Here is a 24,004-nt window from a genome sequence, read left to right on the forward strand (position 1 = left end):
GCCGGTGGTCGCCGCCACCTCGACCACGGTGGCCGCCTTCCAAACCTTTTTCAAAAGGTTTCCCCCCTTGTCGCCGCAGGCGCGCTCCCCGCTATCGCCAGCCGCCGGGGCGGCCGCCCAGGTAGCGTCCGGCCAGGCGGCGCAGGACGGAGGTGTCGGGCTGGTGCGGATTATGGCCGGGCTGCGGCACGGGCAGGGAGTGCAGGTGGGCGAAAGGCGTCGAAAGGAGGGAGGCGTTGAGGGCGTGGATGAGCAGGGTCTCAAGGCCGATGACGTCGGCGGCGTTGTAGGCCAGAAGCGTTTCCAGAACGGCCTCGTCGCCGGTGCGTTCGTATTCCTTCCACAGGATGACGGCGAAGTAGCCGTCCACGCCGTCGAGCTCGCCCCGGCCGATGCCGAAGCGTTTTTCGCAGGATTTAAGCCCCCCCTTGATGCCCAGGCGGCCCAGGACGCAGCGCAGGTCGATGTGGGCCTGGGGCAGGCTGAGGCCCAGGTTGCGGGTCAAGACCGGCACGTCGAAACAGCGGCCGTTGTAGGTCACGATCACCGGGAAGTTGGCCACATCGGCCGCGAAGTCGTCCAGGTTGCGGCCCCTGGCGTAGGTCCGGGCGTTTTGGCCGTCGTAGAGGGCCACGGCGGTGACGATCTGTTGCGGGCCGCCGTCGGTTTCGATGTCCACATAGGCCACTTTGCCCTGGAATGCCGGGAAGACCCGCCAGGTGTCGCCCGGGCGCAGCCTGTCGCTGAAGAAAGCGGCGTCACCGGAGGCCAGGCGCTCCCGGGAGAGGGCAAGCTCGTCGCGCCACAGGGCGGTGTTGCGTCCTGCCGTCCCGGGGGGCGTGGCGTCCAGGTCGTTCCACGAGGTCACGCCGCGCTCCCACAGGCGGCGTTCCGTGACCTCGCCGATGCCGGACAGGTGGCAAAACGTCTGCTCAAGCATTGCGTCTCCTTCGCGCCGGATCGCAAAAAGGCGAACCGTGCGCCCGCCGGGCCGTCCAGGCGGCGGGGCGGGCGGGGCGGCCCGGATGCGGCGGGATTATTTGCCGATGCAAAAGGTTTCGAAAATCGAGGTCAGCACCGCGTCCGGGGTCATCTCGCCGGTGATGTCGGAGAGCGCCGCGCAGGCCGTCTCCAGGCGCACGCCCAGGAGATCGTAGGGGACGCCACGGTCGATGTCCCGGGAAAGCCCGGCGAGTTCGTCCAGGGCCTGGGACAGGGCGGCGGCCTCGCGCTGGTTGGGGATCACGTCGTCTACGGCCGGTGCGTCTCCTGCGCCCAGGCGGTGTTCCATGGCGGCCGTCAGGGCGTCAAGCCCCGCGCCTGTCCTGGCCGAAACCCGGATCGTCTCAAACCCCATGTCCGCCAGGACGGTGGCCGGATCGGGGTCGCCGGGCGGCAGGTCGGCCTTGTTGACGACGGCCATGACCCGGGCCGGGCCCAGGGTTCTGGCCAGGGCCAGCTCCCGGGCGTCGTCGTCGCCGTCGGCCAGGGGATGTGCGCCGTCCACCACGAAAAGGGCCAGTTCGGCCGCCTGGACCCGTTTTTCCCCCCGGTCCCGCCCGAGGGCCTCGGCCTCGTCCCCGGTTTCGCGAAGGCCCGCCGTGTCCGTCAGGCGCACGGGCATCCCGGAAAGGTCCAGGGTTTCTTCCAGATAGTCCCGGGTGGTGCCGGGAACCCCGGTGACGATGGCCCGTTCGCGGCCGAGCAGGGCGTTGAACAGACGCGATTTTCCGGCGTTGACCCGTCCGAACAGGACCACGGACGCGCCCTCGCGAAACGGCCTGGCCCGGCGGTTGGCCTCCAAAAGCTGCCGAATCCGGTCTGAAATGTCGGCTGCCCGGGCGGCGAATTCCTCCCGGGACAGACACTCCACATCCTCCTCGGGGAAATCCACGGCCAGACAGACCCCGGCCCGTAGCGCCTCCAATCCCTGGCGCAGCTCCCGGGCCAGGCGTCCCATGGCCCCGTCAAGGCGGGCAAGGGCCATGTCGGCCTGTACCGGCGTGGCGGCGGCGATGAGTTCGGCCACGGCCTGGGCCTGGGACAGGTCCATGCGGCCGTTTAAGAAGGCCCGCAGGGTGAACTCCCCGGGACCGGCCGGTCTCGCCCCTGCGGCGATGCAGGCGGCCACGACGGCGGCGGCTGTGGCCGGGCCGCCGTGGCAGGAGAATTCCACCGTGTCCTCGCCGGTATAGGCGCCGGGGCCGGGCATGAACGCCGCCAGAACCTCGTCGATGCGGCGGCCGTCCGGGGCGTGCAGATGGCCGTGGTGCAGGCGGTAGGGGAGAAGGTCCGTAAAGCCGGGCCGCAAGGACCGGAAAAGGGTCAGGGCGGCCCGGCGGCAGCCCTGGCCGCTGAGGCGGATCACGGCCAAGCCGCCGGCGCCCGGGGGGGTGGCCCGGGCCACGATCATGTCCCGGTCGGCGCCAGGGTGCGATGTGTGTGCGGTCATTTGGTGGTGTGTTTGAAAACGCCGTCCCATGGTCCTTCGGGCGGCGCGGCGGCCAGGGCCCGGCAGCGTTCGGCCTGGATGGCGTGGATCGCGTCGGGGTGTGCGGCGGCCAGGGTTTCGTAGGCGGAAAGGGCCTCGGGGAAGCGCCCGGCCCGGTACAGGGCCAGGGCGGCGGCGGATTTTTTCAGCTCGCCCGCGCGGGATTCGTATTCCTGGCGGGTGAGGGGGGCGAAAATGGTCACGGGTTCGGCCTTGCCCTTGACCCGCACCCGGTCCACTTCCTGGAAGAAGATGTCGTCCGGGGCGGCGGCCGCAATGGCGTCCGTGACCAGGATTTTTTTCCTGTAGTATTTGGTCAGCCCTTCCAGGCGGGAGCACAGGTTCACGGTGTCGCCGATGACCGTGTAGTCGAAGAGGTCTTCGGAGCCGAAGTTGCCCACCCGGGCCATTCCGGCATGCAGGCCCACGCCGATGTCGATGCGCAGGCCGTAGGTCTCCGCAAAGCCCACATTGAGGCGGTCGAGCTCCTCATGCATGGCCATGGCTGCGGCCAGGGCCTTGGCCTGGTGGCCGGGGACGGGCAGGGGGGCGTTCCAGAAGGCCATGACGGCGTCGCCGATGAACTTGTCCAGGGTGCCCATATGCCCGGTGATGATGCCGGTCATGGGGGTCAGGTAGCGGTGCAAGAGGTCCACCACCTGGGTGGGGGTGAGCTTTTCGGACATGGTGGTGAAGCCGCGCACGTCGGAGAAGAGCACCGTGACCTCGCGTTCCTCGCCGGTCAGCGTCAGGCGATCCGGCGAGGCCACCAGGTCGTTGACCACGGCCGGTGGCAGATAGTGGGAAAAGGCCGCGTGGATGAAGCGTTTTTGGCGTTCCTCGCGCCAGAATTTGAGAAAGGTCAGGGCCATGAAGTTGGCGAAAAGCGCCAGAAGCGGTGAAAAGGGGGAAAGGATGAACCGGTGGACGGAAAGGGCCTGGGCGGACCCGAACCACATGGCCAGGGCCAGGGCGGCAAACGGGGCGAGCAGATATTTGGCCCTGGTCCAGGCCAAAAGGGCGGCGGACAAAAGCCCCACGGCCAGGGTGGCGCAGACCTCGATCCCCGGGGCCCAGTCCGGGCGCAACAGGAAATCCCCGGTGACGATCATGTCCGCCAGGGTGGCGTGGACCTCCACCCCGGGCATGGCCCGGTCCAGGGGGGTGGCCCGCAGGTCGCGAAGGCCTGCGGCCGAGGCCCCGAAAAAGGCGATCTTGCCGGAAAGGGCCTGGGGGTCGGCGGTGCCCGAAAGCACGTCGGCGGCGCTTACGTGGGGAAAGGTTCCGCCGGGGCCCCGGTAGTTGACCAGCACCCGGCCGTACCCGTCCAGGGGGATGATCCGTTTTTGGCCGTCCGGCAGGGGCAGGGTCAGGGCGGCCACCCCGCCCTGGTCCACGCGCACTACGGCGTTTTTGATCCCCAGGGCCAGCATGGTGGTGGCCAGGGACAGGCTGGGCAGGACGGTCTCCCCGTAGCCCAGGAGCATGGGGGAGCGGCGCACGATGTTGTCCGGATCGGGGATGGTGTTGAAAAAACCGGCCCCGGGAGCGGCGGCCAAAAGGACGGGCAGGGGGCAGACCGCGCCTCGGGAGTTGGGCAGGTAGTCGAGCACGGGGCGGGCGCCGGGGGCGATGACGGCCGAGGCCTTGAGCGCCGGAAGGGCGCAGCCTGGGGAGGCGGGATTGTCCGGGCGCGGTTCGAAGTCCAGATAATAGCCCAGAATGTACGGGCCGTCCCGGAGCACTCCGGCCAGGACCGCATCGTAGTCGCCCAGGGCGTGGGGCAGGCCGTCGAAGGCCACGTCGAGCTTGAGCTCCTCGCGGAACATGCGGCGCATGGTTTCGGGGGAGGTGCGGTCGGCTTCGGCGAACACGATGTCGATGCCCACGGCCAGCACCCCGGCGGCCTTCAGCCTGGCCAGGAGCAGGGCCACCCGGAAACGCGGCCAGGGCCATTGGCCGTAGGCGGCCAGGCTTTTTTCGTCCAGGTCCACCACCACGGGCAGACCGCTGGGGGCGGCTTTGAGCTCCCGGCGCATGGCCACGTCGTAGAGCTTGAGTTCCTGGAACTGGAGCCAGGAGGGGCGCAGGGCGTATAAGACGACCATGCCCAGGGTGAGGGCCACGCCGACCAGGAAGATGAGGCCCCGGCCGCGCAACAGGCGGCGGCACAGGGAGGCGATGGCGGCGAGGGGACTTTGCATGGGCGTTGCCGGGCCTTGTGGCGGGTTGCTTGCCGCGCGGCCGTCAGGCGGGCGAGGCGGCGATGACCGCAGGATAGCCGTTTCGGGCGGGGATGGGAATGGCGGGCTCGGCCCGGGGGCTTTCGAAGATGGCCTCTCCATGCGTCAAGGTCAGAGATTTGAAGGCGCACGGGCATGGCGGGTTCGGCCCGGGGATTTTTTCCGGCCGCCCTGGGGGCGCAAAAAAAGACGGGACCGCGCCAGGCGCGGTCCCGCCGAACAAGCGTAGAGAAACCCGGCTTAACGCTTGGAGTACTGGAACCTGGCGCGGGCGCCGCGCTGGCCGTACTTTTTGCGCTCTTTCTCGCGGGCGTCGCGGGTCAGAAGGCCCGCCTTCTTCAGAGGGGCGCGCAGTTCGGGATCGACCCGCAAAAGCGCCCGGGCGATGCCGTGCCGCACGGCCTCGGCCTGACCGGTGAGGCCGCCGCCGCAGACGTTGACCTTGATGTCGTACTTGCCTTCGCTGCGCACCACGGCCAGGGCCTGACGCACGATGAGGTGCAGGGTGGGCCGGGGGAAATATTCCTCATAGGGCCTGTTGTTGATGAGGATGCGGCCGTTGCCTTTGTAGAGGCGGGTGCGGGCCACGGCGGTTTTGCGCCGTCCGGTGCCGTAGAAGAAATCGTCGCTCATGCGTGTCTCCCGATACCGAGGGATTTAGAAGTCGATGGGTTTGGGCTGCTGGGCCGTGTGGGGATGCTCCGTGCCGGAATAGACCTTGAGCTTTTTGAGCATGGCCCGGCCAAGCCTGTTTTTCGGGAGCATGCCGCGAACGGCCTTCATGATCACCTGCTCGGGCTTGGTCTGCATCATGGTCCGAAGCGTGGTTTCCTTGAGGCCGCCGATGTAGCCCGAGTGGCGGTAGTACATCTTCTGGTCCAGCTTGCGGCCGGTGAACCGGATCTTTTCCGCGTTGACAACAACCACGAAGTCGCCGCCGTCCATGTGCGGGACGAATTCGGGCTTGTGCTTGCCGCGCAGGCGTCCGGCCAGGGCGCTGGCCAGACGGCCCAGGATCTTGTCAGAGGCATCCACGATCAGCCAGTCGTGCTGGATATCATTTTTGGATGGGGAGAACGTTTTCATGACCGCTCCTTAAATGTGCTCGAAAGGCGGATTGTCTACCCCCGTCGCGTCGCCTTGTCAACCCTTCGAGGCACATTTTCCGGATCGGGCCCGGGCCAAGGCGACAGGGGAGGGATTGTGGGCCGGGCGGCGGCCCGGTTGCGTCGCATCAAAAGGGGCCTCCCCGCAAGCCTGTCCGGGGAGGCCCTGGCGACGGCGTTAGGCCGGATTCTTTTTTTCCCATTCGGCCACGTCGCCGACGTCCTCGACCTCCTCCCGGCCGGTGAACATGGCCTTCACGTGGGCGAAAATGGTGTGCCCGGTGGTGGTCATGTAGACATGCACGATGAGGAAGATGAGGATGGCGAAGGCCCCGATCAGATGGGCCATGGCCACAACTCCCAGCGACAGGCCGGTGATGCCCATGTCCGTCCAGGAGTTGTAGAGGTAATACAAAAGCCCGGTGACCATCTGGAAGGGCAGAAGCACGGCCGCCAGGGACAGATACGTCATGCGTTGCAGCGGATTGTGCTTGGCGTCATGACGCTTGGGGCAGGGATGGGGCTGCCCGGAGAAGATGCCGTAGCCGTAATAGATCATGACTTCGACCATCTTTTTGCTGGTGGGCACGTATTGCTTCCATTCCCCGGTGGTGAAGACCCAGAAGACGAAGAAGGCGAAGGCCACAAGCCAGGTCAGACCCAGGAAGTTGTGGACCGTAACGGCCCGTTCGAAGCCGAACATCGTGATTGAGCCGTGAACCTCGAACCCGGTGACCAGGAGCAGCAGGATGAGCAGGGCCTGGAACCAGTGCCAGAACCGTTCATACCGGGTGTACAGGTAGATGGTGCGCATGGGGCGCGTGTTGGTGTCGGACATCACTTCTTCTCCCTCTTTTTCCTGGACAAAAAGCGGATGAACCCGTGTCCGGCGACGCCCAGGAGCGCGGCGGCCGAGGCCCCGAACCCCAGGTCGGTCACGGCGGCGGAGGTGTCGCGGCCGGGGATGTACACGCCGGGGACGCCCTTCATGCGGCCGTCCCGGGAGTGGCATTCGGCGCAGGGCACGGCCTGTTCGCGCGGGGCCACCATGTGGGTCGTGGGATAATAGTATTCCGTGGCCACGAAGCCGAACTCGCCGGAGAACGGCATGTCCACATAGGCCATGCCGGCGGTGATGGCCTTTTTCCAGTCGTACTTCGCCCAATAGGCGTCGGAATCCTTGCCCCCGAAGAGATTGGGGATGACCATGGTCTTGTTGACCGTGTCATACGGCTGTTTGCCCCGGTGCACCTTAAACGGCATGATCCGCGATTTGGGGTCGTCTGCCGCGCCCACGGGCTGGTTCATGGACACCACCCCGGAGGGGTCGATGACGTCGGTGACCAGCTTGTGGCTCATGGCCCCGTTGAACCAGCGGTATTCCGGCTCCACGTTTTTCTCCCACACGAAATCGCCCTTCTTGGAATCGTAGATGGGCTTGCCCAGGGGGCCGTCCTTTTTAAACGGCTTGCCCTCGGCGTTTTTCTGGCCCGCCGTGGACCAGTCCCAGGACATCTTGGTGGGGATGATTCGGGCGAAGTGGGGGATGTGGCAGGACTGGCAGGCCACCTTGTCCGTGTGGTCGTTGGACTTGACGTCGGTTTTGTGAGGAGTCGCGCTGTGGCAGGACTCGCAGGCGATCTTGGAGGCCAGGTCGGCCTCGGTGAGGCTGATGCGCTCGGGGGCGGCCGGGGTGGTGTAGAGACGGCCCGCGATCTGGTGGTCCTTGGTGGTGTGGCAACGCTGGCAGGTGAAGTTTAAGCCCTCGGTGTCCATGTGCACGTCCAGGCTCTTTTTGGGCATGGCCATGGAGCTGTCCAGGTCGCCATGTTTGACCGCATCGCCGCCGCCGCCGTAAAAATGGCAGGTTCCGCAGTTGACGCGGTCGGGCTTGCCCACCTTGGCCACGATTTTCTTGTAGTCCGGGGGCAGGTAGGTCTTGCCGGATTCGGGGAAGACCGTGGGTTCCTTGACCGGGTTCCCGGCCCCGGCCGGATATTTTTCATAGGTATGGGTGGTGTCGTGGCACACCAGACAGTCGATCTTGGTGTTGGACGAGAAATCGAAGTTTTTGTCCTTCCAGCCGTAGCCGATGTGGCAGGAGGTGCAGCGCGGCTCGTTGGAGGGCACGGCGATACAGAAGTTATTGATGGTTTTTCCGTATTTGCCCATGTTTTTGCCGTCGCCGCAGTTGTCGCACAGCCAGGTCCAGTGGATGGAGTGGTGGATCTGGTCTGCGGCCTGGGTGTGGCAGGAGAGACAGGCCGCCGTGACCTCCTCGGGCGAGGCGAAGTCTTTTTGCAGGGCTTCAAGCTTGGAATGGTCCACCGTGGTCCAGCGCCCGCCCGGGGCCTTGACCGCGTTTTGGGCCAGTTTTCGCCCCGGGGCCGCATCGTCCGCCACCTCTGCCGGGCCTGCGGCCCCCACCGGCCCAAAGGCCATCAGGGCGGCCGCGCCGACCAGCGCCGCTACAAGAAACCAAGTTCGTGTCCCTTGCCGCATAAGCCCTCCTTCGTGTTCCCGTTTTCCGCCGCTATGGATCGTTTGGGGCTCCCCGGCCAGGGAGACCCGTCTCGGACAGTGTAGTCAAAAACGATTCTTGTGGGGAGAAAATAGTCGAAAAACGACTGTGAAGGCAATACCCCTACCGGGTTTATTTGCAGTCGGCTTAAAAAAATGCGCAGGTCTCGTCCCGAGGGCTTGCGCCCTGGGGACGGTCGATGAGATTTTCTGAGGACCGCCAGGATTATGGGGATTTGCGGCCCCTGCCGAAGGAGACGAGCACCCCCAGGCAGGCGAAGGCGGCAAAGACCGTGAGGCCCAGTCGCATGCTGTCGAGGAACCTGGGTAGGGTATCGAGAGAGACCGCCTCCCCGTCTAGGAGCAGGGAGAAGATCAGCGTCACCGAGGTCATGCTCACGGCCATGCCCAGGGTGCGCATGGCGCCCACCATGCCCGAGGCCACCCCGAACTGCCGCCGTTGCACGCTGCCCATGATGGCCGTGGAGTTGGGGGTGATGAAGATGCCGAACCCCGTGCCGATGAGGACCAAAAGCAGGCCGAGAAGCCACAGCGGGGTGTCCTGGCCGATGACCGCCGCTGCGGACACAAGTCCCGCGGCGCTGATCAAGATGCCCGCCGTGGACAGCCTGGCCAGTTCGAAGCGGTCGGCCAGGCGGCCGGACAGAAGCGACGCCCCCACCTGGCTTATGGGCTGGGCGAGCAGGACCAGTCCGGCCAGGCGCGGGGGCAGCCCCTTGGCGTATTGCAGGTACAGGCTCATGAGAAAGGTGATGCCGAAGGTGGCGGCGTAGTTTCCCAGGGCCGCCAGGCAGCTCAGTGCGAAAAAGCGGTTCCTCGTCAAAAGGGTGACGTCCAGGAGGGGGCTTTTCGTGCGCGATTCCAGGCGCAGGAAAAAGGCCAGCCCAAGTATTCCGGCGGCGATCAGCGAAAAGCCCAGGGCGCCGCGCCCGGCCTGGGCCGCGCCGGTCATGAAAAGCCCCACGCTTGCGGCGTAGGCCAGGCTTCCCCGCCAGTCCAGGCCCTCGCCCGTGGCGTTTCGGGCCCCCTGGCGCATAAAAAACAGGCACATGGCCGTGGCCGCCAACCCCAGGGGCACGGCCATGAAAAAGACCCCCCGCCAGCCCATGTGCCCGGTCACGAATCCCCCGGCCACCGGTCCCACGGAGAGCCCGGCGTAGGTGCAGGCCGAAACGAGGCCGATTTTTCTGGCCCGAAGCTGGGGCGGATAGGCGGCCGCCACCAGGGCCAGGCTGCCCGAGAGCATCATGGCCGCGCCGATCCCCTGGAAAAAGCGTTGGGCCATGACCATCTCCACGCTCTGGGTGAAGCCCAGGGACAGGGTCAGGGCGGTGAAGGCGAACAGTCCGGCCAACAGCACGGAACGCTGGCCCCGGAGGTCGCCCAGGCGGCCGAAGGTGAGCATGGTCATGGCCAGGGACAGGACGTAGAGTTGCTCCACCAGCGAAAGCTGCATGGCCGTGGCCGACAGCTCCCGGCCAAGCGACGGCAGGGCCACGCCCACGGCAGTGAGCATGAACGGGGCCATGAACTGGACGATGCACACGGTCAACAAGACGGCCAGGGGCGAGCCCCCGGCGGGGCTTTTGGCGGCTTGGGCGGACTCCGGCGTCATGGGGCGCTCCAGGGAAACAGATTCGGCGGGCCGCCAGGATTATCCGTTTCCGCCCGGGATGCAAACCGCCTCCCGGAGGCATGTCGTGAGCGGCCTTCACGGCCAGCCCGGGCCAGCCCGGGACGGCGTGCGGGCATACGGGGGGAAGCGTTGCGGTTTGCCTGCCCCGGGGCTAGGATGGCCCCAGCCGTCAGTCCCCCAAGGAGCCTCCATGGTCAGCGTGCGCAAGAGCCTTTTGCAACTGGTGTTCGCCGGGTCGTTCATGAAACGCTGGAACGACAAGCACCGGTCCATGGATCTGGTGGAGGTGGACAAGCAGGCCCACAAGATGATGGTGGCCTGGATGCTTTTTTCCCTCAACTCCGGGCATCTGCCGCCGGGGGAGCGCACGGCCCTGGCCGGGGAGATCATCGAGGGCGGCATTTTCGAATATTTCTACCGGCTGGTGATCACCGACATCAAGCCGCCGGTGTTTTACCGCATCAAGGCCAACCCGGCCCACTACGAAAAGCTCACGGCCTGGGTGCTGGAACAACTCGAACCCCGGGTGCGCGCCCTGGGGGAGCCTTTCTGGGAACGGCTCAAGGGCTACCTGTCCGTGCCCGAGGCCGACACCCCGGCCAGGCGCATCTTAAGCGCCGCCCACCTGTACGCCAGCAGTTGGGAATACAGCCTGATCAAGGCTGAAAATCCCTGGGACGAGGAGCTTTTGGACATCGAGTCCTCGTTTCGGGACGGCCTGTGGGCCTACCGCGACCTGGAAGGCGTGCCGGAGCTGGCCGGGGCCATGTTTGAGGGCGAACGCAACGCCATCGGCCGATTCGCCCGCATCCTGGGGCAGCTTCGGTTCCAGACCCGCTGGTCCCAGACCCCGCGTATCCCCGAGACCTCGGTTCTGGGGCACATGTTCATCGTGGCCTGCTACGCCTATTTCTTCAGCCTGGCCGTGGGCGCCTGCCCGGCCCGGCGCCACAACGATTTCTTCGCCGGGCTCTTCCACGATCTGCCCGAGCTTCTGACCCGGGACATCATTTCGCCGGTGAAAAAGTCCGTGCGCCACATCGGGGAGATGATCAAGGAATACGAGAACGAGGAGTTGCTGCAACGGATTTTCATGCCCCTTCGCCAGGGCGGCTACGCCGTTTTGGCCGACCGGCTGGCCTATTTTCTGGGCATCGAGGTGGGCTCGGAATTCCAGGCCTCGGCGGTGGTGGAGGGTACGGTGGCGGCCCTGGACGAGGTGTCCCTGGACGGGGCCTACAACGACGACGCCTTCGATCCCAAGGACGGCTACCTGCTCAAGGTCTGCGACAGCCTGGCGGCGTTTATCGAGGCCTATACGGCCATGCGCAACGGCATCACCTCGGACCAGCTTTTGCGGGCCATCTGGCGCATCCGCACGGACTACGCCCAGGCGGTGCTGGCCGGGGGGCGGGTCCATGTCGGGGCGCTTCTGGCCGATTTCGACTGAGCCGTCCGGGAGGCGGCAGGCCCGGGGACGTCCCGTGGTTCGCCGCCGGAAACACACGCGCTCAAGGGGTTGTTTTCACAAGTTTGCCGCACGGATGTTGAGGACTCGGCACGAAGACCGGAACGGATGGGAAACCGCCAGCGAACAAGGAGACGTGCATGCTGCGCAAAAGGGCGTTCGACATCCTGCGCAAGGACTATGTGGTCATCGGCCCGCAAGACAGCCTCGGGGACGCCGTCGCCCGGCTTTTTGCGCATCTGGCCCATACCCCGGACATGGACGCGGCGGCGCTGGTGGGGCAAGACGGCTTCGTGGGCGTGGCCGACAGCAGCGACATGCTCGCGGCGCTTGGCGACTGCGCCGTGGACGACGGGCTGCGCATGAGCCTGGGGGCCTCGGACTTCGAGGCGGTGTTCGCGGCCCAGTGCCGCACCTGCCTGACGCGTCCGGCCCTGGAGATGCTCGCCAGGCGCGACGGCGAGACCCCGGTGGCGGGGCCCCGGGACGCCCTGGTGCTGGTCCTGGACGCCATGCAGAAGGCCGGGGCGCGGTTCGCGGCCGTGGTGGACGGGGGCAGGGTGCTGGGGCTTGTGTCCGCCCGGGACATCCTGGGGGAACTGACGCGTCTGGCTGAAACGGCGCGCGGGGCGTAAGGCCTTGTGGCCTCAGCGCCGTTCGTTCACCAGATGGTTGAGCAGAAGTTTCGTAATCTCGGATGGATAGCGTTTGACATCGTCGCACAGGGCCTTGGCCGCCGCCATGGGGTCCATGGCCCTGGCATGGGGGCGGTCGCTGCACATGGCGCAAAAGGAGTCGGCCACGGCGCAGGTCAGCCCCAGGTCGGAGATGCCCGAGCCGCTTACATGCTGGGGATAGCCGTTGCCGTCCAGGCGCTCGTGGTGGTGGTTCACACAGTTTTCCACCTCGGCGTACTTGATGTCCAGCCGGGCGAGCATCTCATAGCCGCTTAAGGTGTGGGTCTGGATTTTCTGGCGCTCGTCGGGGGTCAGGGGCTTGTCCTTGTTCAGGATAAACGACGGCACCTTGCTCATGCCCATGTCGTGCAGGAAAAACCCCAGGGCGGCGCGGTCGAAGGTCTGGCGGTTTTTGGGTTCCATATTGAAGTCGTCGGACAGACGCATGATGTGCAGCAAAAGCCCCACAAATCCGCTGTTGACCGAATGGTTGGGCAGGGTATGTTCCTGGTGTTTGCGCCGGGCCAGGGCCTTTATGCGCGAAAAATCCTGCCACAGGTATTCGGTGAGGGTGAAGATGTCCTCCTGCACCTTGTCGTAGACCACCTTGACGGGCTGCTCGAAAAAGGCCTGCATGCGCCGGGTGAGCGCGATCTGGAAGATATCCGCGATCTCGCGTTCCAGCAGATGCTTGTCCAGAAGCACCAGGTCGAGTTGATGGCTGATGTGCTTGACGTAGACGGACTGATCTGCCCGGGAGACGAAGATCACCCCCGCATCCACCAGTTCTGCCAGTTCCTCGGTCTGTTCCTTGGTCAGCCGCTCCCCGATTTTGAAATAGGTGATGATGCGGGAGACATCCTCCCGGAAACGATAGATGTTCAGCGGGGGGCGAAACTTGTTGAAGCTTTGCAGAATATCCCGGTTGATCTGGTAATATTCTTCCTCGAATTCCTGGGGCAGTTCGTCGCTCATGGTGCGTTCGCCCGTCCTTGTGGCGTCTGGCTGGGGAGCGCGGCGCGGCGTTCCTTTGCGGAAAACGGCCTGCCGGGTTCATTGCTGAACGATTCTGTGCGCATGTAACGAGTTTTCCCCGTATATGGCAACCCCGGTACGTCGTTTTCCGGTTGCGCCGGAGCAACATGGGTTTTGCGCCCAGGCCGAAGGCGGATCTGCGGGCTGGCCCCTCCCGCGCAATATCCTGCTCTTGCCTTGATTTGCCTCCACTTTTTTCATCCCTCGCCCCGTAGTTCTTCCTGCCACTCCCACTTGGGGCCGAAAATGGCCCTGGGATTCCATGCTTTGCGGGCATTGAGGCCGAAATTCGCTTGACAGTGAACAGGGTTTGGAAGAGAAACTGTGGGAAAGAGTGGTAAGAAGTGGTGAGATGTGGCCCGTGGTGGGTCAGGGTGGTTCATCGGAGCGGGGAGGCGCGATGTTTCGAGGGCATTCCTATCGGAGCCTCGATCCCAAGGGACGGCTCATGCTTCCTCCGGAATTCCGGGAGGAGGTCTTGCGCCACGACCCCGAAGGACGCCTCATGCTCACCAGCTTCGACGAATGCGTGTGCGGCTACCCCCTTCCCGAGTGGGAGGAGATCGAAAAAAGCTTCATGGCCGTCAATGTCTTAAACGCCACCTTGCGCAATCTCCAACGGCGGATCATCGCCGGGGCCATGGAGGTCGCGCTGGACAAGCAGGGGCGTATCCTGGTGCCGCCGCACCTGCGTTCCTATGGGGCGTTGGACAAGGAAGTGGTTTTGGCGGGCATGGTGACCAAATTTGAAATCTGGGACCAAGGGCGGTTTGAAGCGCGTCTGCGGGCGACGGACGAGAATCTTGACGCGGGCATGGCCGAATTGGCCGCCGCCGGTTTCGAGTTGCGCCTGTAGGGCCGTGTGGACATGGATGCCCAACATGTGCCCGTACTGCTGGCTGAGACCCTTGAGTATTTGCGCGTGGTCCCGGGTGACCGGATTTTGGACGCCACGGTGGGGCTTGGCGGCCACAGCGAGGCCCTTTTGGAGTCGGTTGGGGGCGAGGCGGAGCTTCTCGGCCTGGACCGGGACGAGGCCGCCCTGGAGATCGCCGGGAAGCGCCTGGCCAGGTTCGGCGACCGGGTGCGATTGGTGCAAAGCCGCTACAGCCGTTTTGCCGAGGTCTTCGAAGAACTGGGCGTCGAGGCTGTGGATGCGGTGATTCTGGATGCCGGGGTGTCGTCGCTGCAATTGGACGATCCGGCGAGGGGTTTCAGTTTTCTGGCCGACGGGGACTTGGACATGCGCATGGGTGGCGCGACCGAGGGGGAGGCCCCGGCCGCGACGCTTTTGAACAAGGCCTCGTATCAGCGCCTGCGGGAGATCATCCGCGACTACGGAGAAGATCCGCAGGCCGGGCGTATCGCCAGGGCTATCGTTGCGGCGCGGGAAAAGCGGCCCATCACCCGGACCTTGGAACTGGCGGCCCTCGTCGAGGCCGCCTATCCGGCCAAGTGGCGGGCCACGGCCAGGCAGCACCCGGCCACGCGCACGTTTCAGGCGATCCGCATGGCCGTCAATGCCGAGCTTATGGAGTTGGAGGCGTTTTTGGAACGCATTCCTGAATATCTGCGCCCCGGGGGGCGCGTGGCGGTGATCGCCTTCCATTCCCTGGAAGACCGGCTGGTCAAGCGGGCCTTTCGCCGCGAGGCCGCAGGCTGCGTCTGCCCCAGGGAACAGATGCTGTGCGTGTGCGGCCATACGCCCCGACTGCGCATCCTGACCAAAAAGCCGGTTACCCCGGGCGAGGCCGAGGTGGCCGAAAACCCGCGTTCCCGCAGCGCCAAGCTGCGGGCCGCCATGCGTCTTGGCCCGGACGAGGCGCAGGGAGGAAGACCATGAGCTCCATGTCCAGGGAATGGGCCTTTTCCATGGCCTTCAGCCTGCTGCTCATGCTGGTGTTCGGCATGGGGCTGGTGTGGCTCAACATCGAACGGGTGGACATGGCCTACGAAATCACGCGGCTTCAGGGCGATATCGACCAGGCCACGGCGCTTTCGGCCAAGCTTGAGGTGGAGCGCGACACCCTGATCACCCCGGGGCGCCTGCGGGAGCTGGCCGTGCAGTTCGGACTGGGCCCGGCCAAGTCCGGACAGATCCGCTGGGTGGGCGAGAGCGGGGAGACGCTCGGCGAAACCCGGGCGGCGGAGACGGTCCAGGCGCGCGGTGCGGCGCCTGAGGCGGAAAAGGCCGCGTCGGCCAAGCAAAAGGGCGGACAACGGGCGGACAAGGCGGCGGCAAAGCCTGCCCGGCCCGCGCCGGATTCGCAGACGCCCTATGAAAACTGATCGCCGGTCCTGCCCGTGACACGGGCCGGACGGCGGGAAACGGCATGAGAAACGGCACGAAAAAAGTGGCCTCCGAGCGCGACCAAAAGCGCGTCAGGGATTGGAGCCGGGCCAAGCTCACCTTTGTGGGCGTGGTCTTTGCGCTTGTCCTGACGGGGCTTTGGGTCCGGGCCGGATACCTCCAGATCGTGCAGGGACCGGATCTGGCCAGGCTGGCCCTGCGGCAGCACATGGCCTCGGAGTCGGATCGGGGGGAACGCGGGCAGATTTTCGACCGCAGCGGACGGCTTTTGGCCAAGACCGTGGAATTCACCGCCGTCAGCGTGCGTCCCAAGGAAGTCACGGACCTGGACGCCGCCGCGAATCAGTTGGGCGGCATCCTGCGCATCAAACCGGCCTGGATCAAAAAGAAGCTCGAATCCACCAAGCCCTTCGTCTACATCTCCCGGCGCGTGGACGACAAGGATTCGGCCGAGATCCGGCAGGCGAACATCCCCGGGGTGTATCTGGAGGCCGAACACGGCCGGTCCTATCCCAACCGGCATCTGGCCGGCCAGGTGTTGGGTTTCGTGGGCATGGACGACCAGGGCCTGGAAGGGGTGGAGTTGTCCTTCGAGGATTGGCTGGCCGGAAGCCGGGCCAAGTACGCCGTGCAGCGCGACGCCTCGGGCCGCAAGCTCTATTTCGACGCCCAGGGCCGCGAGCTTCAGAATCTGCGCGGCCACGACCTGACGCTCACCCTCGATTCCCAGATTCAGTTTTTCGCCGAGGAAGAATTGGCCAAGGCCGTGACCACCCACCACGGCAAGGCCGGAACCTGCCTGGTGGTCCACGTGCCCACGGGAGAAATTCTGGCCTGGGCCAACTATCCCTTTTTCAATCCCAACGCCGCCCGAAACGTCAATCCCAGAGAGGGCCGCAACCGTTCCGCCCTGGACGTGGTGGAACCCGGCTCCACCATGAAGCCGCTGATCGCCGCCGCCGCCCTCCAGGAGGGCCTGGTCAAGCCCGAAACCACGTTTTTTTGTGAAAACGGCAAGTTCAAGGTGGGCGTGCGCACCATCAAGGACACCCATTCCTACGGCGACCTCACGGTCAACAAGATCATCCGCTGGTCGAGCAACATCGGCGCGGCCAAGATCGGCATGCTGCTTGGACACAAGCGGATGCACGCCTATTTCGAGAAGTACGGCTTCGGCACGCCCACGGGGCTGCCCCTGTCCGGCGAAGGCAAGGGCCTGGTCCGGTCGCTGAAAGACTGGCAGCCCATCGACACGGCCACCGCCTCCTTCGGCCAGGGGGTGGCCGTCACCCCCATCCAACTGGCCCAGGCCTTTTTGATCCTGGCCAACGACGGCGTCAAAAAGCCCCTGAAACTGGTCCTCGATCCGCCCCAGGCGGCCGCCGATGTCGCCCCGGTCAGGGTTTTCGACGCCGAGGTGGCCAGGACCGTGCAGCGCATGATGCGCGAGGTGGTGCACGAGGAAAAGGGCACCGGCCGGGTGGCCCAGATCGAGGGCGTCGAGATGGGCGGCAAGACCGGCACGGCCCAGAAGGCCAGTCCCACGGGCGGATACGGCGACAAATACCTGGCGTCCTTTGTAGCCTTCGTGCCCGCCGAAACCCCGCAATACCTGGTCATGGTCATGGTGGACGAACCCGAGCCCAGCCACTACGGCGGCGTGGTCTCCGCCCCGGCCGTGCGCGAGGTCATGCAAAAGACCTTGTCCTACCTCGGACACGCCCCCGACACCGGGCATCTGGCCAAGGGAACCGAACAAATGCCCGCCGCCGCAACGGCCGCCGCCCAACAGGCGGCGGGCGGCAAAGGGTCGGCGCACAAGCCGGAAACCGTGCCGCCGCCGGTTATCGACGACACCCTGGCCGAGGTGGTGGCGGTCCCGCCGGGTCTGCTCGATTCCCCGGCCATTCCCAATTTTTCCGGCATGCCGCTTCGCCGGGTGGTGGAGATTTTGGTGTCCAAGGGCATCGTGCCCAAGATCGAGGGCCAGGGACTGGTGGTCACCCGGCAAAGTCCCGCGCCGGGCGCCCCCTGGCCGGGAGCTGAAAAACAACAGGAATTCGTGCTGTGGCTGGCCCGGCCGTCGTAAGGCAGGGGATCGGCATCTTAAACGGTCATGGGACCAGCAGTGTCTTGAAATCGCAACGGACGCGGCAAAGGCGATACACGTGAAGACCACATCGACGCAGCACCACAAGACGGACAAGGCAGGCCTTGGCGAGGCCCTGGCGGCCATTTCCAGAGAGGCCCCCCTGTGCGCGCACTCGGGCAGGGTCGTGCCCGGGGCTGTGTTTGTGGCGGTATCCGCAGACGCCTGCGCTGCGGCGCGGCATGTGGCCGAAGCCGTCGCCAAGGGGGCGTCCCTGGTGGTGGCCGGTCCCGGCGTGGCCCTGCCCGCAGAAAGCGCGGCCCGGCTGATCACGGCGCCAAACCCCCGTCTGGCCCTGGGGGAATTGGCCAAGGCCTCCCACGGCGCTGGCTGGGGGGGATTTTCCCTGGCCGGGGTCACGGGCACCAACGGCAAGACCACGGTCTGCTTCCTGGTGGAGCATCTGCTTTTAAGCGCCGGCCTGCCCACGGGGCTTTTGGGCACCGTGGCCTATCGCTGGCCCGGCGGATCGCGACCGGCCACCCTGACCACCCCGGGGTGCCTGGATTTGCACGACCTGTTCGCCGAAATGATCGCGGCCGGAACCCGGGCGGCGGTCATGGAGGTGTCGTCCCACGCCCTGGACCAGGACCGGGTGGCCGGACTGTCCTATGCCGCCGCCGCCTTCACCAACCTGACCCAGGACCATCTGGACTACCATGGGGACATGGAGACCTATTTCCAGGCCAAGACCAGGCTTTTCACGCACTACCTGACCGGCCCCGAGCGCGCCGTGATCAACTTCGACGATCCGCACGGCCAGCGCCTTTTGGAGATGCTGCCCGGAAGCGTGGGTTATGGCCTTGGTTCCTTCGTTCCCGGGGACTGGCGGCCGCTTCGGGGCGAGATCCATCGCCATGACGGCTCGGGTCTGGCCATCGGCGTCACCTTCGAAGGCGAAAGCTGGGAGATCGTCTCGCCGCTCGTCGGTCGCTTCAACGCCCAAAATCTCCTGGCGGCCATGGGCCTTGGTCTGGCCCTGGGGCTGACCCCGGCCGATATGACGGCCCTGTCGGGGTTTGGCGGGGTGCCGGGGCGGCTGCAGCGGGTGGTCAACGACCGGTGCCTGAACGTTTTCGTGGACTACGCCCACACCCCCGACGCCCTGGAAAACGCGCTTCGGGCCGTGCGCGAGGTGACGGCGGGGCGGCTTTTCGTGGTCTTCGGCTGCGGCGGCGACCGCGACCGGACCAAGCGACCGCTTATGGCCGCAGCCGTGTCCAGGTATGCCGATGTGGCGGTTCTGACCTCGGACAACCCCCGCCATGAAGACCCCAAGGCCATCATGGACGACGCCCGGCCGGGGCTTTCCGGAGCGGCGCGCGTTCTGGAAGATCCGGATCGCCGCCGGGCCATCGGCCTGGCCCTGGCCGGGATGACGCCTGACGACGTGCTGGTCGTGGCCGGAAAGGGGCATGAGGCCTATCAGCAGATCGGGGACACGAAATTTCCGTTTCACGACGCCACGGTCGTAAGGGAGCTTGCCCGGTGCGCATGACGCTCTCGGAAATACTGGCCGCCACGGGCGCCGTGGGCGACCTGGGCGATGTGGGCAACCCCGTCTTCGACGGGGTGTGCACGGACAGCCGGGCCGTGACCCCGGGCCGTCTGTTTGTCTGCATCCCCGGCGCGCGCTTCGACGGGCACCATTTTGCGGCCGAGGCCGTGGCCAAGGGCGCGGGCGCGATCCTGGCCGACCGGCCCATGCCGGAGATCGTCTCCCGGGCGCCGGTGCTCCTGGTCAAGGATACCGTGTCCGCCCTGGGACGCCTGGCCGGACACTGGCGTCGCAAGACCGCCGCCAAGGTGGTGGCCGTGACCGGTTCGGCAGGCAAGACCACGGTCAAGGAGCTCTTGGCGGCCATCCTGTCCGAGATGGGTCCGACCTCGAAAAACTACAAAAATTTCAACAATCTGATCGGTCTGCCCCTGTCCATCCTCAGCGCCGGGTCAGGTGACGCCTTCTGGGTCATGGAGCTTGGCGTCAGCGTTCCCGGGGAAATGCGCGATCTGGCGGACATGGCCGCGCCGGATGTGGCCGTGGTGGTCAACGTGGGCCCGGCGCACCTGGAAGGCTTCGGAGACGTGGCCGGGGTGGCCCGGGAGAAATGCGAACTGCTGCGCGCCGTGGCCAAGGGCGGCGCGGCTCTGGCGGGCATGGACCATCCCGAGCTGTGGAACGAGGCCCGGCGGGTGTTCCCCCGGGTCATGGGCATGTCCTGCCGGGGGCTTGATGCGCCGTATCAGGCAGCGTATCTGGGGCCCCGAGAAGAGGGAGGTCTTTTTTCCGTCCGCCTGTGCGGCCTGGAGATGGAACTGGCCCTGCCCTACCGGGGCGGGCATTTCGCCGAGAACATCCTGGCCGCCGCCGCCTGCGCCCATATGCTGGGCGCGGACGAGGGGGCCATCCGCCGGGGGCTTGCCGCCGCCGCCATCCCTGAACAGCGGTTTTGCTGCCGCCGCCACGGCTGCTTCACGGTCGTGGACGACACCTACAACGCCAATCCCCTGTCCATGCGCCGGGCCTTGGAGGCCGGGGCGGAGATGGCGACGGGGGGGCCGTTCGTGCCGGTTCTCGGGGAGATGCTGGAGCTTGGCGCGGTCACCCGGGAAGAGCATGTCCGGCTCGGGGAATACGTGGCCGGGCTGCATCCGGCGGCGGTGTTTTTTTCCGGCCAAAGCGCCCAGGCCGTGGCCCAGGGGTTGGCCGGGGCGGGGTATGCCGGGCCGGTTGTCGTCGTCAACTCCCCTTCCGAATTCCTCAAGGCCTTTGTCAGCCTTGGACTTACGGGAGGCGTCGTGCTTTTCAAGGGATCGAGATCCATGCGCATGGAGGCCTATGCCTGCGCCCTTTGCCAGGACGCGGAGAAAGGGAAAAAGCGGGAGGGGCGGGAATGATCTACCACCTCCTGGTGCCCCTGGCCGGTCAGTTCACGGCCCTAAACGTCTTTCGGTACATCACCTTCCGGTCGGCGGCGGCCTTTATGACCGCCCTGGTCCTGTCCATCCTTCTGGGCCCCCGGGTGATCCGCTGGCTGACCAGCGTCAAGTGCGGCCAGTACATCCACGAGGACGTCAAGACCCACCAGTGCAAGGCCGGAACCCCCACCATGGGGGGCCTGCTCATCGCCTTTTCGGTCATGGCGGCGGTGCTTTTGTGGGGCGATCTGACCAACGAGTTCGTGTGGCTGACGCTATTCGTCTTCGCCGGGTTCGGGGTTGTGGGCTTTGTGGACGACTACCTCAAGGTGGTCAAAAAAAAGAACAAGGGCCTCTCCGCCCGGGCCAAGATTTTCGGCCAGTTGCTTGTGGCCGGGGTGGCGGCGGTCCTTTTGGTGACCCATCCGGACTATTCCACCAATCTGGCCGTGCCGTTTTTCAAGTCCGTCAGCCCCGACCTGGGGTTGTGGTACATCGCCTTCGCCATGCTGGTCATGATCGGGGCCAGCAACGGCGTGAACATCACCGACGGCCTGGACGGGCTGGCCATTGGCCCGATGATCGTGGCCGGGGGCATGTTCGCCCTGTTCGTCTACGTGGCCGGGCACGCCCAGATCGCCAAATACCTCCAGGTGATGAGCGTGGCCGGGGTGGGCGAGGTGACGGTCTTTTGCGGGGCGCTCATGGGCGCGGGACTGGGATTTTTGTGGTTCAACGCCTATCCGGCCCAGGTGTTCATGGGCGACGTGGGCTCGCTTTCCCTGGGCGGGGTTCTGGGGTTTTTGGCGGTCCTGTGCAAGCAGGAGCTGCTTTTGGTCCTGGTGGGCGGACTGTTCGTGGCCGAGACGGTCTCGGTCATCATCCAGGTGGGGTACTTCAAGATGAGCGGGGGCAAGCGCATTTTCAAGATGGCCCCCCTGCATCACCATTTTGAGCTGATGGGCGTGCCGGAGTCGAAAATCATCATCCGGTCCTGGATTTTGTCCATTCTCCTGGCCTTTTTGGCCTTAAGCACGCTGAAGCTGAGGTAGGGGACATGCGCGACATGGTGCATTCGGGACAACTGGCCGGTCACACGGCCGTGGTCGTGGGGGCCGGGGCCTCGGGACGGGCCGCCGTGCGGCTTCTGTCCCGGCTCGGGGCCTGGGTGCGCCTGCTGGAAAAAAATCCCGCCGCCATACCGGCCGACTTCTGCGAGGCCCAGGCCTGCACGGGCGTTGAAATCTTAACCGGCGAACATACCCCGGGCCATTTCGCCGGGGCGGATCTCGTGGTCTTAAGTCCGGGCATATCGCGGGCCTCCCTGGCCCCGTATCTTACGGCCTGCCCCGACGCCCAGGTGTTGGCCGAACTGGAGCTGGCCTCCTGGTTCGTGGAGGCGCCCATGGTGGCCGTCACCGGCACCAACGGCAAGACCACCACGGTCATGCTCATAAGCCATCTGCTCACCCGGGCCGGGCTTTCGGTCTTCACCGGGGGAAACATCGGCACGCCGCTTTCCGAATACGTCTTGGCCGGTGAGCCCGCCGACGTGTGCGTCATCGAGGCCAGCAGTTTCCAGCTCCAAAACGTGTTCACCTTCCATCCCAAGGTGGCGGTCCTGCTCAATTTTTCCGCCAACCATCTGGACTGGCACGCGGACATGGACGAATACCTGGCCGCCAAGCTGCGGCTTTTCGCCATGCAGGGGCCGTCGGATCTGGCCATCGTCCCGGCCGACCTGGACTATCTGCTCTCCGGCCGCCAGGTCACCAAGGCCCGCCTGGAAACCTTCGCCCCTTCGGATCGTTTCCGCTGCCCGCGGCTCCTAGGCCGCCACAACCAAGCCGACATGGAGGCCGCCTTCGCCGCCGCGCGTCCCTTCGGGGTCACGCAGGAGCTGGCCGAAACCGCCTTTTTCGACTTCGCCCCGGCCCCGCACCGCATTCAGGTCCTGGGGGAAAAACGCGGCGTGATCTTTGTGGACGATTCCAAGGCCACCACGGTTACGGCCATGCGCGCGGCCATCGAGACCTTCGACCGGCCCGTGCATCTTTTGGCTGGCGGGGTGTTCAAGGGCGGCGATCTGGAAGGAATGGTCCCTCTGTTGCGGGAGCGCGTCAAAAGCGTGGGGCTTTTCGGCGGCAGCCGGGAGATTTTCGAATCCGCCTGGCAGGGCGCGCTGCCCTTGGAATGGTCGGCGACCCTGGCCGAGGCTGTGGAAAAGCTCTACGCCAGGGCTGCGTCCGGCGAGGTGATTCTTTTGTCCCCGGCCACCTCCAGCTTCGACCTGTATAGCAGTTACAAGGCCAGGGGCCGGGATTTCCAGGCCGTGTTCGCCGCGCTGCCGGGCGCGCCCGTGACCCCGTCCGGAGAAAAGCCATGAGCATGCAGACCGGAACCGATCTGTCCGGCCAGCAAGATGGCATGGATTATTGGCTTTTGGGCGCGACCCTGGTCCTGGCCGGGCTGGGGCTGATCATGGTGCTGTCGGCCAGCGGGGTCATGGCCGAACGGGCCATGGAGAGCAAATATTTCTATTTCCGCAAGCAGGCCGTCTTCGCCCTGGTGGGGCTGGTGGTCATGCTCTTTTTCGCCAAAATTCCCAAAAAGCTCATGTACGCCCCGGTGTATCTGTGGCTTTTCGCGGTCATCGGGCTGTTATGTCTGACGCTCATCCCGCCGTTTTCGGTCAAGGCCGGCGGCGCGCGGCGCTGGCTGTCCCTGGGCGGGGTGTCCATCCAGCCCATGGAGCTGGCCAAGGTGGCCCTGGTCTTTTATCTGGCCTATTTCTTCAGCCAGAAGCAGAAGCTGGTGCGGTCGTTTAGCGTGGGATTCATCCCTCCCGTGCTGGTCACCGGCGGGCTTGGGCTCATTTTGCTGTTGCAGCCCGATTTCGGCGGCGCGGTGTTTTTGGGCATGCTCTTTTTCCTCATGAGCCTGGTGGGCGGCACCCGGATGACCTATCTTTTCGTGTCCGTTATTTTCGGGGCCGGGGCCATTGGCCTTCTCATCGTGCAGTCGCCCTACCGGTTCAAACGCTGGTTCGCCTTTCTCGATCCGTTCAAGGATCCCCAGAACGTGGGCTATCAACTCGTGCAGTCCTTCTACGCCTTCGGGTCCGGCGGCATAACCGGGGCCGGGTTCGGCTCGGGAAAGCAGAAGCTTTTCTATCTGCCTGAGGCCCACACCGATTTCGTCATGGCCGTCCTTGGCGAGGAGATGGGTTTTATCGGCGTGTCCATGGTCTTTTTGTGCATCGCGATCCTTTTGTGGAGGGCCTTTCGCATCGCCCTGTCCCAGGACGACCTGCGCGACCGGCAGGCCGCCGTTGTCCGGTCCGGTGAGGGCTTCGACGGCCGCGAAGTGGGCGTCGGTCAGCAGCCCCTGCTCGCGGGCGAAGGCGAGCGGCCCCACGGATTCCCAGC

General features: G+C 65.6%; 20 protein-coding genes. 11 read left to right on the forward strand and 9 right to left on the reverse strand.

The features are described from left to right. Positions 1 to 91 precede the first annotated feature (91 nt). The 8 genes from V3572_RS05365 to V3572_RS05400 all read right to left on the reverse strand — a co-directional run bounded on the left by V3572_RS05365 (position 92) and on the right by V3572_RS05400 (position 9,996). Positions 92 to 940, reverse strand: coding sequence for a ribonuclease H-like domain-containing protein (locus V3572_RS05365; protein ID WP_332109953.1), 849 nt, complete (start codon positions 938 to 940; stop codon positions 92 to 94). A 96-nt stretch (positions 941 to 1,036) separates the two neighbouring features. Further along, a complete protein-coding gene (gene mnmE, locus V3572_RS05370; protein ID WP_332109954.1) occupies positions 1,037 to 2,452 on the reverse strand; it encodes a tRNA uridine-5-carboxymethylaminomethyl(34) synthesis GTPase MnmE in 1,416 nt (471 codons plus the stop codon). After that, positions 2,449 to 4,695 (reverse strand): CHASE2 domain-containing protein, encoded by a 2,247-nt coding sequence (locus V3572_RS05375; RefSeq protein ID WP_332109955.1) that lies wholly within the window; start codon positions 4,693 to 4,695, stop codon positions 2,449 to 2,451. The genes mnmE and V3572_RS05375 overlap by 4 nt, the downstream gene beginning before the upstream one ends. 279 nt (positions 4,696 to 4,974) lie before the next feature. Then, positions 4,975 to 5,367 carry a 30S ribosomal protein S9 gene (rpsI, locus tag V3572_RS05380; RefSeq protein WP_163301119.1) on the reverse strand — a complete coding sequence of 131 codons (393 nt, stop codon included), beginning with the start codon at positions 5,365 to 5,367 and terminating at the stop codon, positions 4,975 to 4,977. Between the two features lie 24 nt (positions 5,368 to 5,391). Next, complete coding sequence (gene rplM, locus V3572_RS05385; protein ID WP_332109956.1) at positions 5,392 to 5,820, reverse strand: 50S ribosomal protein L13; 429 nt, start codon at positions 5,818 to 5,820, stop codon at positions 5,392 to 5,394. 198 nt (positions 5,821 to 6,018) lie between these two features. Next, on the reverse strand, positions 6,019 to 6,678 hold the full coding sequence (locus tag V3572_RS05390; protein ID WP_332109957.1) for a cytochrome b/b6 domain-containing protein: 660 nt from the start codon (positions 6,676 to 6,678) through the stop codon (positions 6,019 to 6,021). After that, positions 6,678 to 8,342 (reverse strand): tetrathionate reductase family octaheme c-type cytochrome, encoded by a 1,665-nt coding sequence (locus tag V3572_RS05395; protein ID WP_332109958.1) that lies wholly within the window; start codon positions 8,340 to 8,342, stop codon positions 6,678 to 6,680. Before V3572_RS05395 ends, V3572_RS05390 begins: the two co-directional genes overlap by 1 nt. A gap of 244 nt (positions 8,343 to 8,586) precedes the next feature. Continuing rightward, positions 8,587 to 9,996: an MFS transporter gene (locus tag V3572_RS05400; protein ID WP_332109959.1), complete on the reverse strand. Its 1,410-nt coding sequence runs from the start codon at positions 9,994 to 9,996 to the stop codon at positions 8,587 to 8,589. 211 nt (positions 9,997 to 10,207) lie between these two features. On the opposite strand from V3572_RS05400, the gene V3572_RS05405 reads away from it, so the two are divergent. Together V3572_RS05405 and V3572_RS05410 are read left to right on the forward strand one after the other, a co-directional pair. Continuing rightward, positions 10,208 to 11,467 (forward strand): HD domain-containing protein, encoded by a 1,260-nt coding sequence (locus V3572_RS05405; RefSeq protein ID WP_332109960.1) that lies wholly within the window; start codon positions 10,208 to 10,210, stop codon positions 11,465 to 11,467. A 158-nt stretch (positions 11,468 to 11,625) separates the two neighbouring features. Beyond that, positions 11,626 to 12,120: a CBS domain-containing protein gene (locus tag V3572_RS05410; protein WP_332109961.1), complete on the forward strand. Its 495-nt coding sequence runs from the start codon at positions 11,626 to 11,628 to the stop codon at positions 12,118 to 12,120. A gap of 12 nt (positions 12,121 to 12,132) precedes the next feature. Here V3572_RS05410 and V3572_RS05415 read toward each other — a convergent pair whose 3' ends face one another. Continuing rightward, the gene (locus V3572_RS05415) at positions 12,133 to 13,137 is read right to left on the reverse strand and encodes an HD-GYP domain-containing protein (RefSeq protein WP_332109962.1); all 1,005 of its coding nucleotides are present in this window, start codon (positions 13,135 to 13,137) and stop codon (positions 12,133 to 12,135) included. A 460-nt stretch (positions 13,138 to 13,597) separates the two neighbouring features. Between V3572_RS05415 and mraZ the strand changes: the two genes are divergently transcribed. From mraZ to V3572_RS05460, 9 genes are all read left to right on the forward strand, one after another. Continuing rightward, positions 13,598 to 14,053, forward strand: coding sequence for a division/cell wall cluster transcriptional repressor MraZ (gene mraZ / locus V3572_RS05420; RefSeq protein ID WP_332109963.1), 456 nt, complete (start codon positions 13,598 to 13,600; stop codon positions 14,051 to 14,053). Between the two features lie 12 nt (positions 14,054 to 14,065). Then, the gene (gene rsmH, locus V3572_RS05425) at positions 14,066 to 15,040 is read left to right on the forward strand and encodes a 16S rRNA (cytosine(1402)-N(4))-methyltransferase RsmH (protein WP_332109964.1); all 975 of its coding nucleotides are present in this window, start codon (positions 14,066 to 14,068) and stop codon (positions 15,038 to 15,040) included. Further along, positions 15,037 to 15,486, forward strand: a complete 450-nt coding sequence (locus tag V3572_RS05430; protein ID WP_332109965.1) for a hypothetical protein — start codon at positions 15,037 to 15,039, stop codon at positions 15,484 to 15,486. Before rsmH ends, V3572_RS05430 begins: the two co-directional genes overlap by 4 nt. A 44-nt stretch (positions 15,487 to 15,530) precedes the next feature. After that, positions 15,531 to 17,597, forward strand: a complete 2,067-nt coding sequence (locus tag V3572_RS05435) for a penicillin-binding transpeptidase domain-containing protein (protein ID WP_332109966.1) — start codon at positions 15,531 to 15,533, stop codon at positions 17,595 to 17,597. 79 nt (positions 17,598 to 17,676) lie between these two features. After that, positions 17,677 to 19,155: a UDP-N-acetylmuramoyl-L-alanyl-D-glutamate--2,6-diaminopimelate ligase gene (locus V3572_RS05440; RefSeq protein WP_332109967.1), complete on the forward strand. Its 1,479-nt coding sequence runs from the start codon at positions 17,677 to 17,679 to the stop codon at positions 19,153 to 19,155. Continuing rightward, a complete protein-coding gene (locus tag V3572_RS05445; protein WP_332109972.1) occupies positions 19,152 to 20,555 on the forward strand; it encodes a UDP-N-acetylmuramoyl-tripeptide--D-alanyl-D-alanine ligase in 1,404 nt (467 codons plus the stop codon). The genes V3572_RS05440 and V3572_RS05445 overlap by 4 nt, the downstream gene beginning before the upstream one ends. Then, on the forward strand, positions 20,552 to 21,628 hold the full coding sequence (mraY, locus tag V3572_RS05450) for a phospho-N-acetylmuramoyl-pentapeptide-transferase (protein ID WP_332109968.1): 1,077 nt from the start codon (positions 20,552 to 20,554) through the stop codon (positions 21,626 to 21,628). Before V3572_RS05445 ends, mraY begins: the two co-directional genes overlap by 4 nt. A gap of 5 nt (positions 21,629 to 21,633) precedes the next feature. Continuing rightward, on the forward strand, positions 21,634 to 22,962 hold the full coding sequence (murD, locus tag V3572_RS05455) for a UDP-N-acetylmuramoyl-L-alanine--D-glutamate ligase (RefSeq protein ID WP_332109970.1): 1,329 nt from the start codon (positions 21,634 to 21,636) through the stop codon (positions 22,960 to 22,962). Beyond that, positions 22,959 to 24,004 (forward strand): FtsW/RodA/SpoVE family cell cycle protein (locus tag V3572_RS05460; RefSeq protein WP_332109971.1); only part of this gene is annotated, 1,046 nt, incomplete at its 3' end. The genes murD and V3572_RS05460, both read left to right, overlap by 4 nt.

The sequence above is a fragment of the Desulfolutivibrio sp. genome (assembly GCF_036584575.1).
Classification (GTDB): Bacteria; Desulfobacterota; Desulfovibrionia; order Desulfovibrionales; family Desulfovibrionaceae; genus Desulfolutivibrio.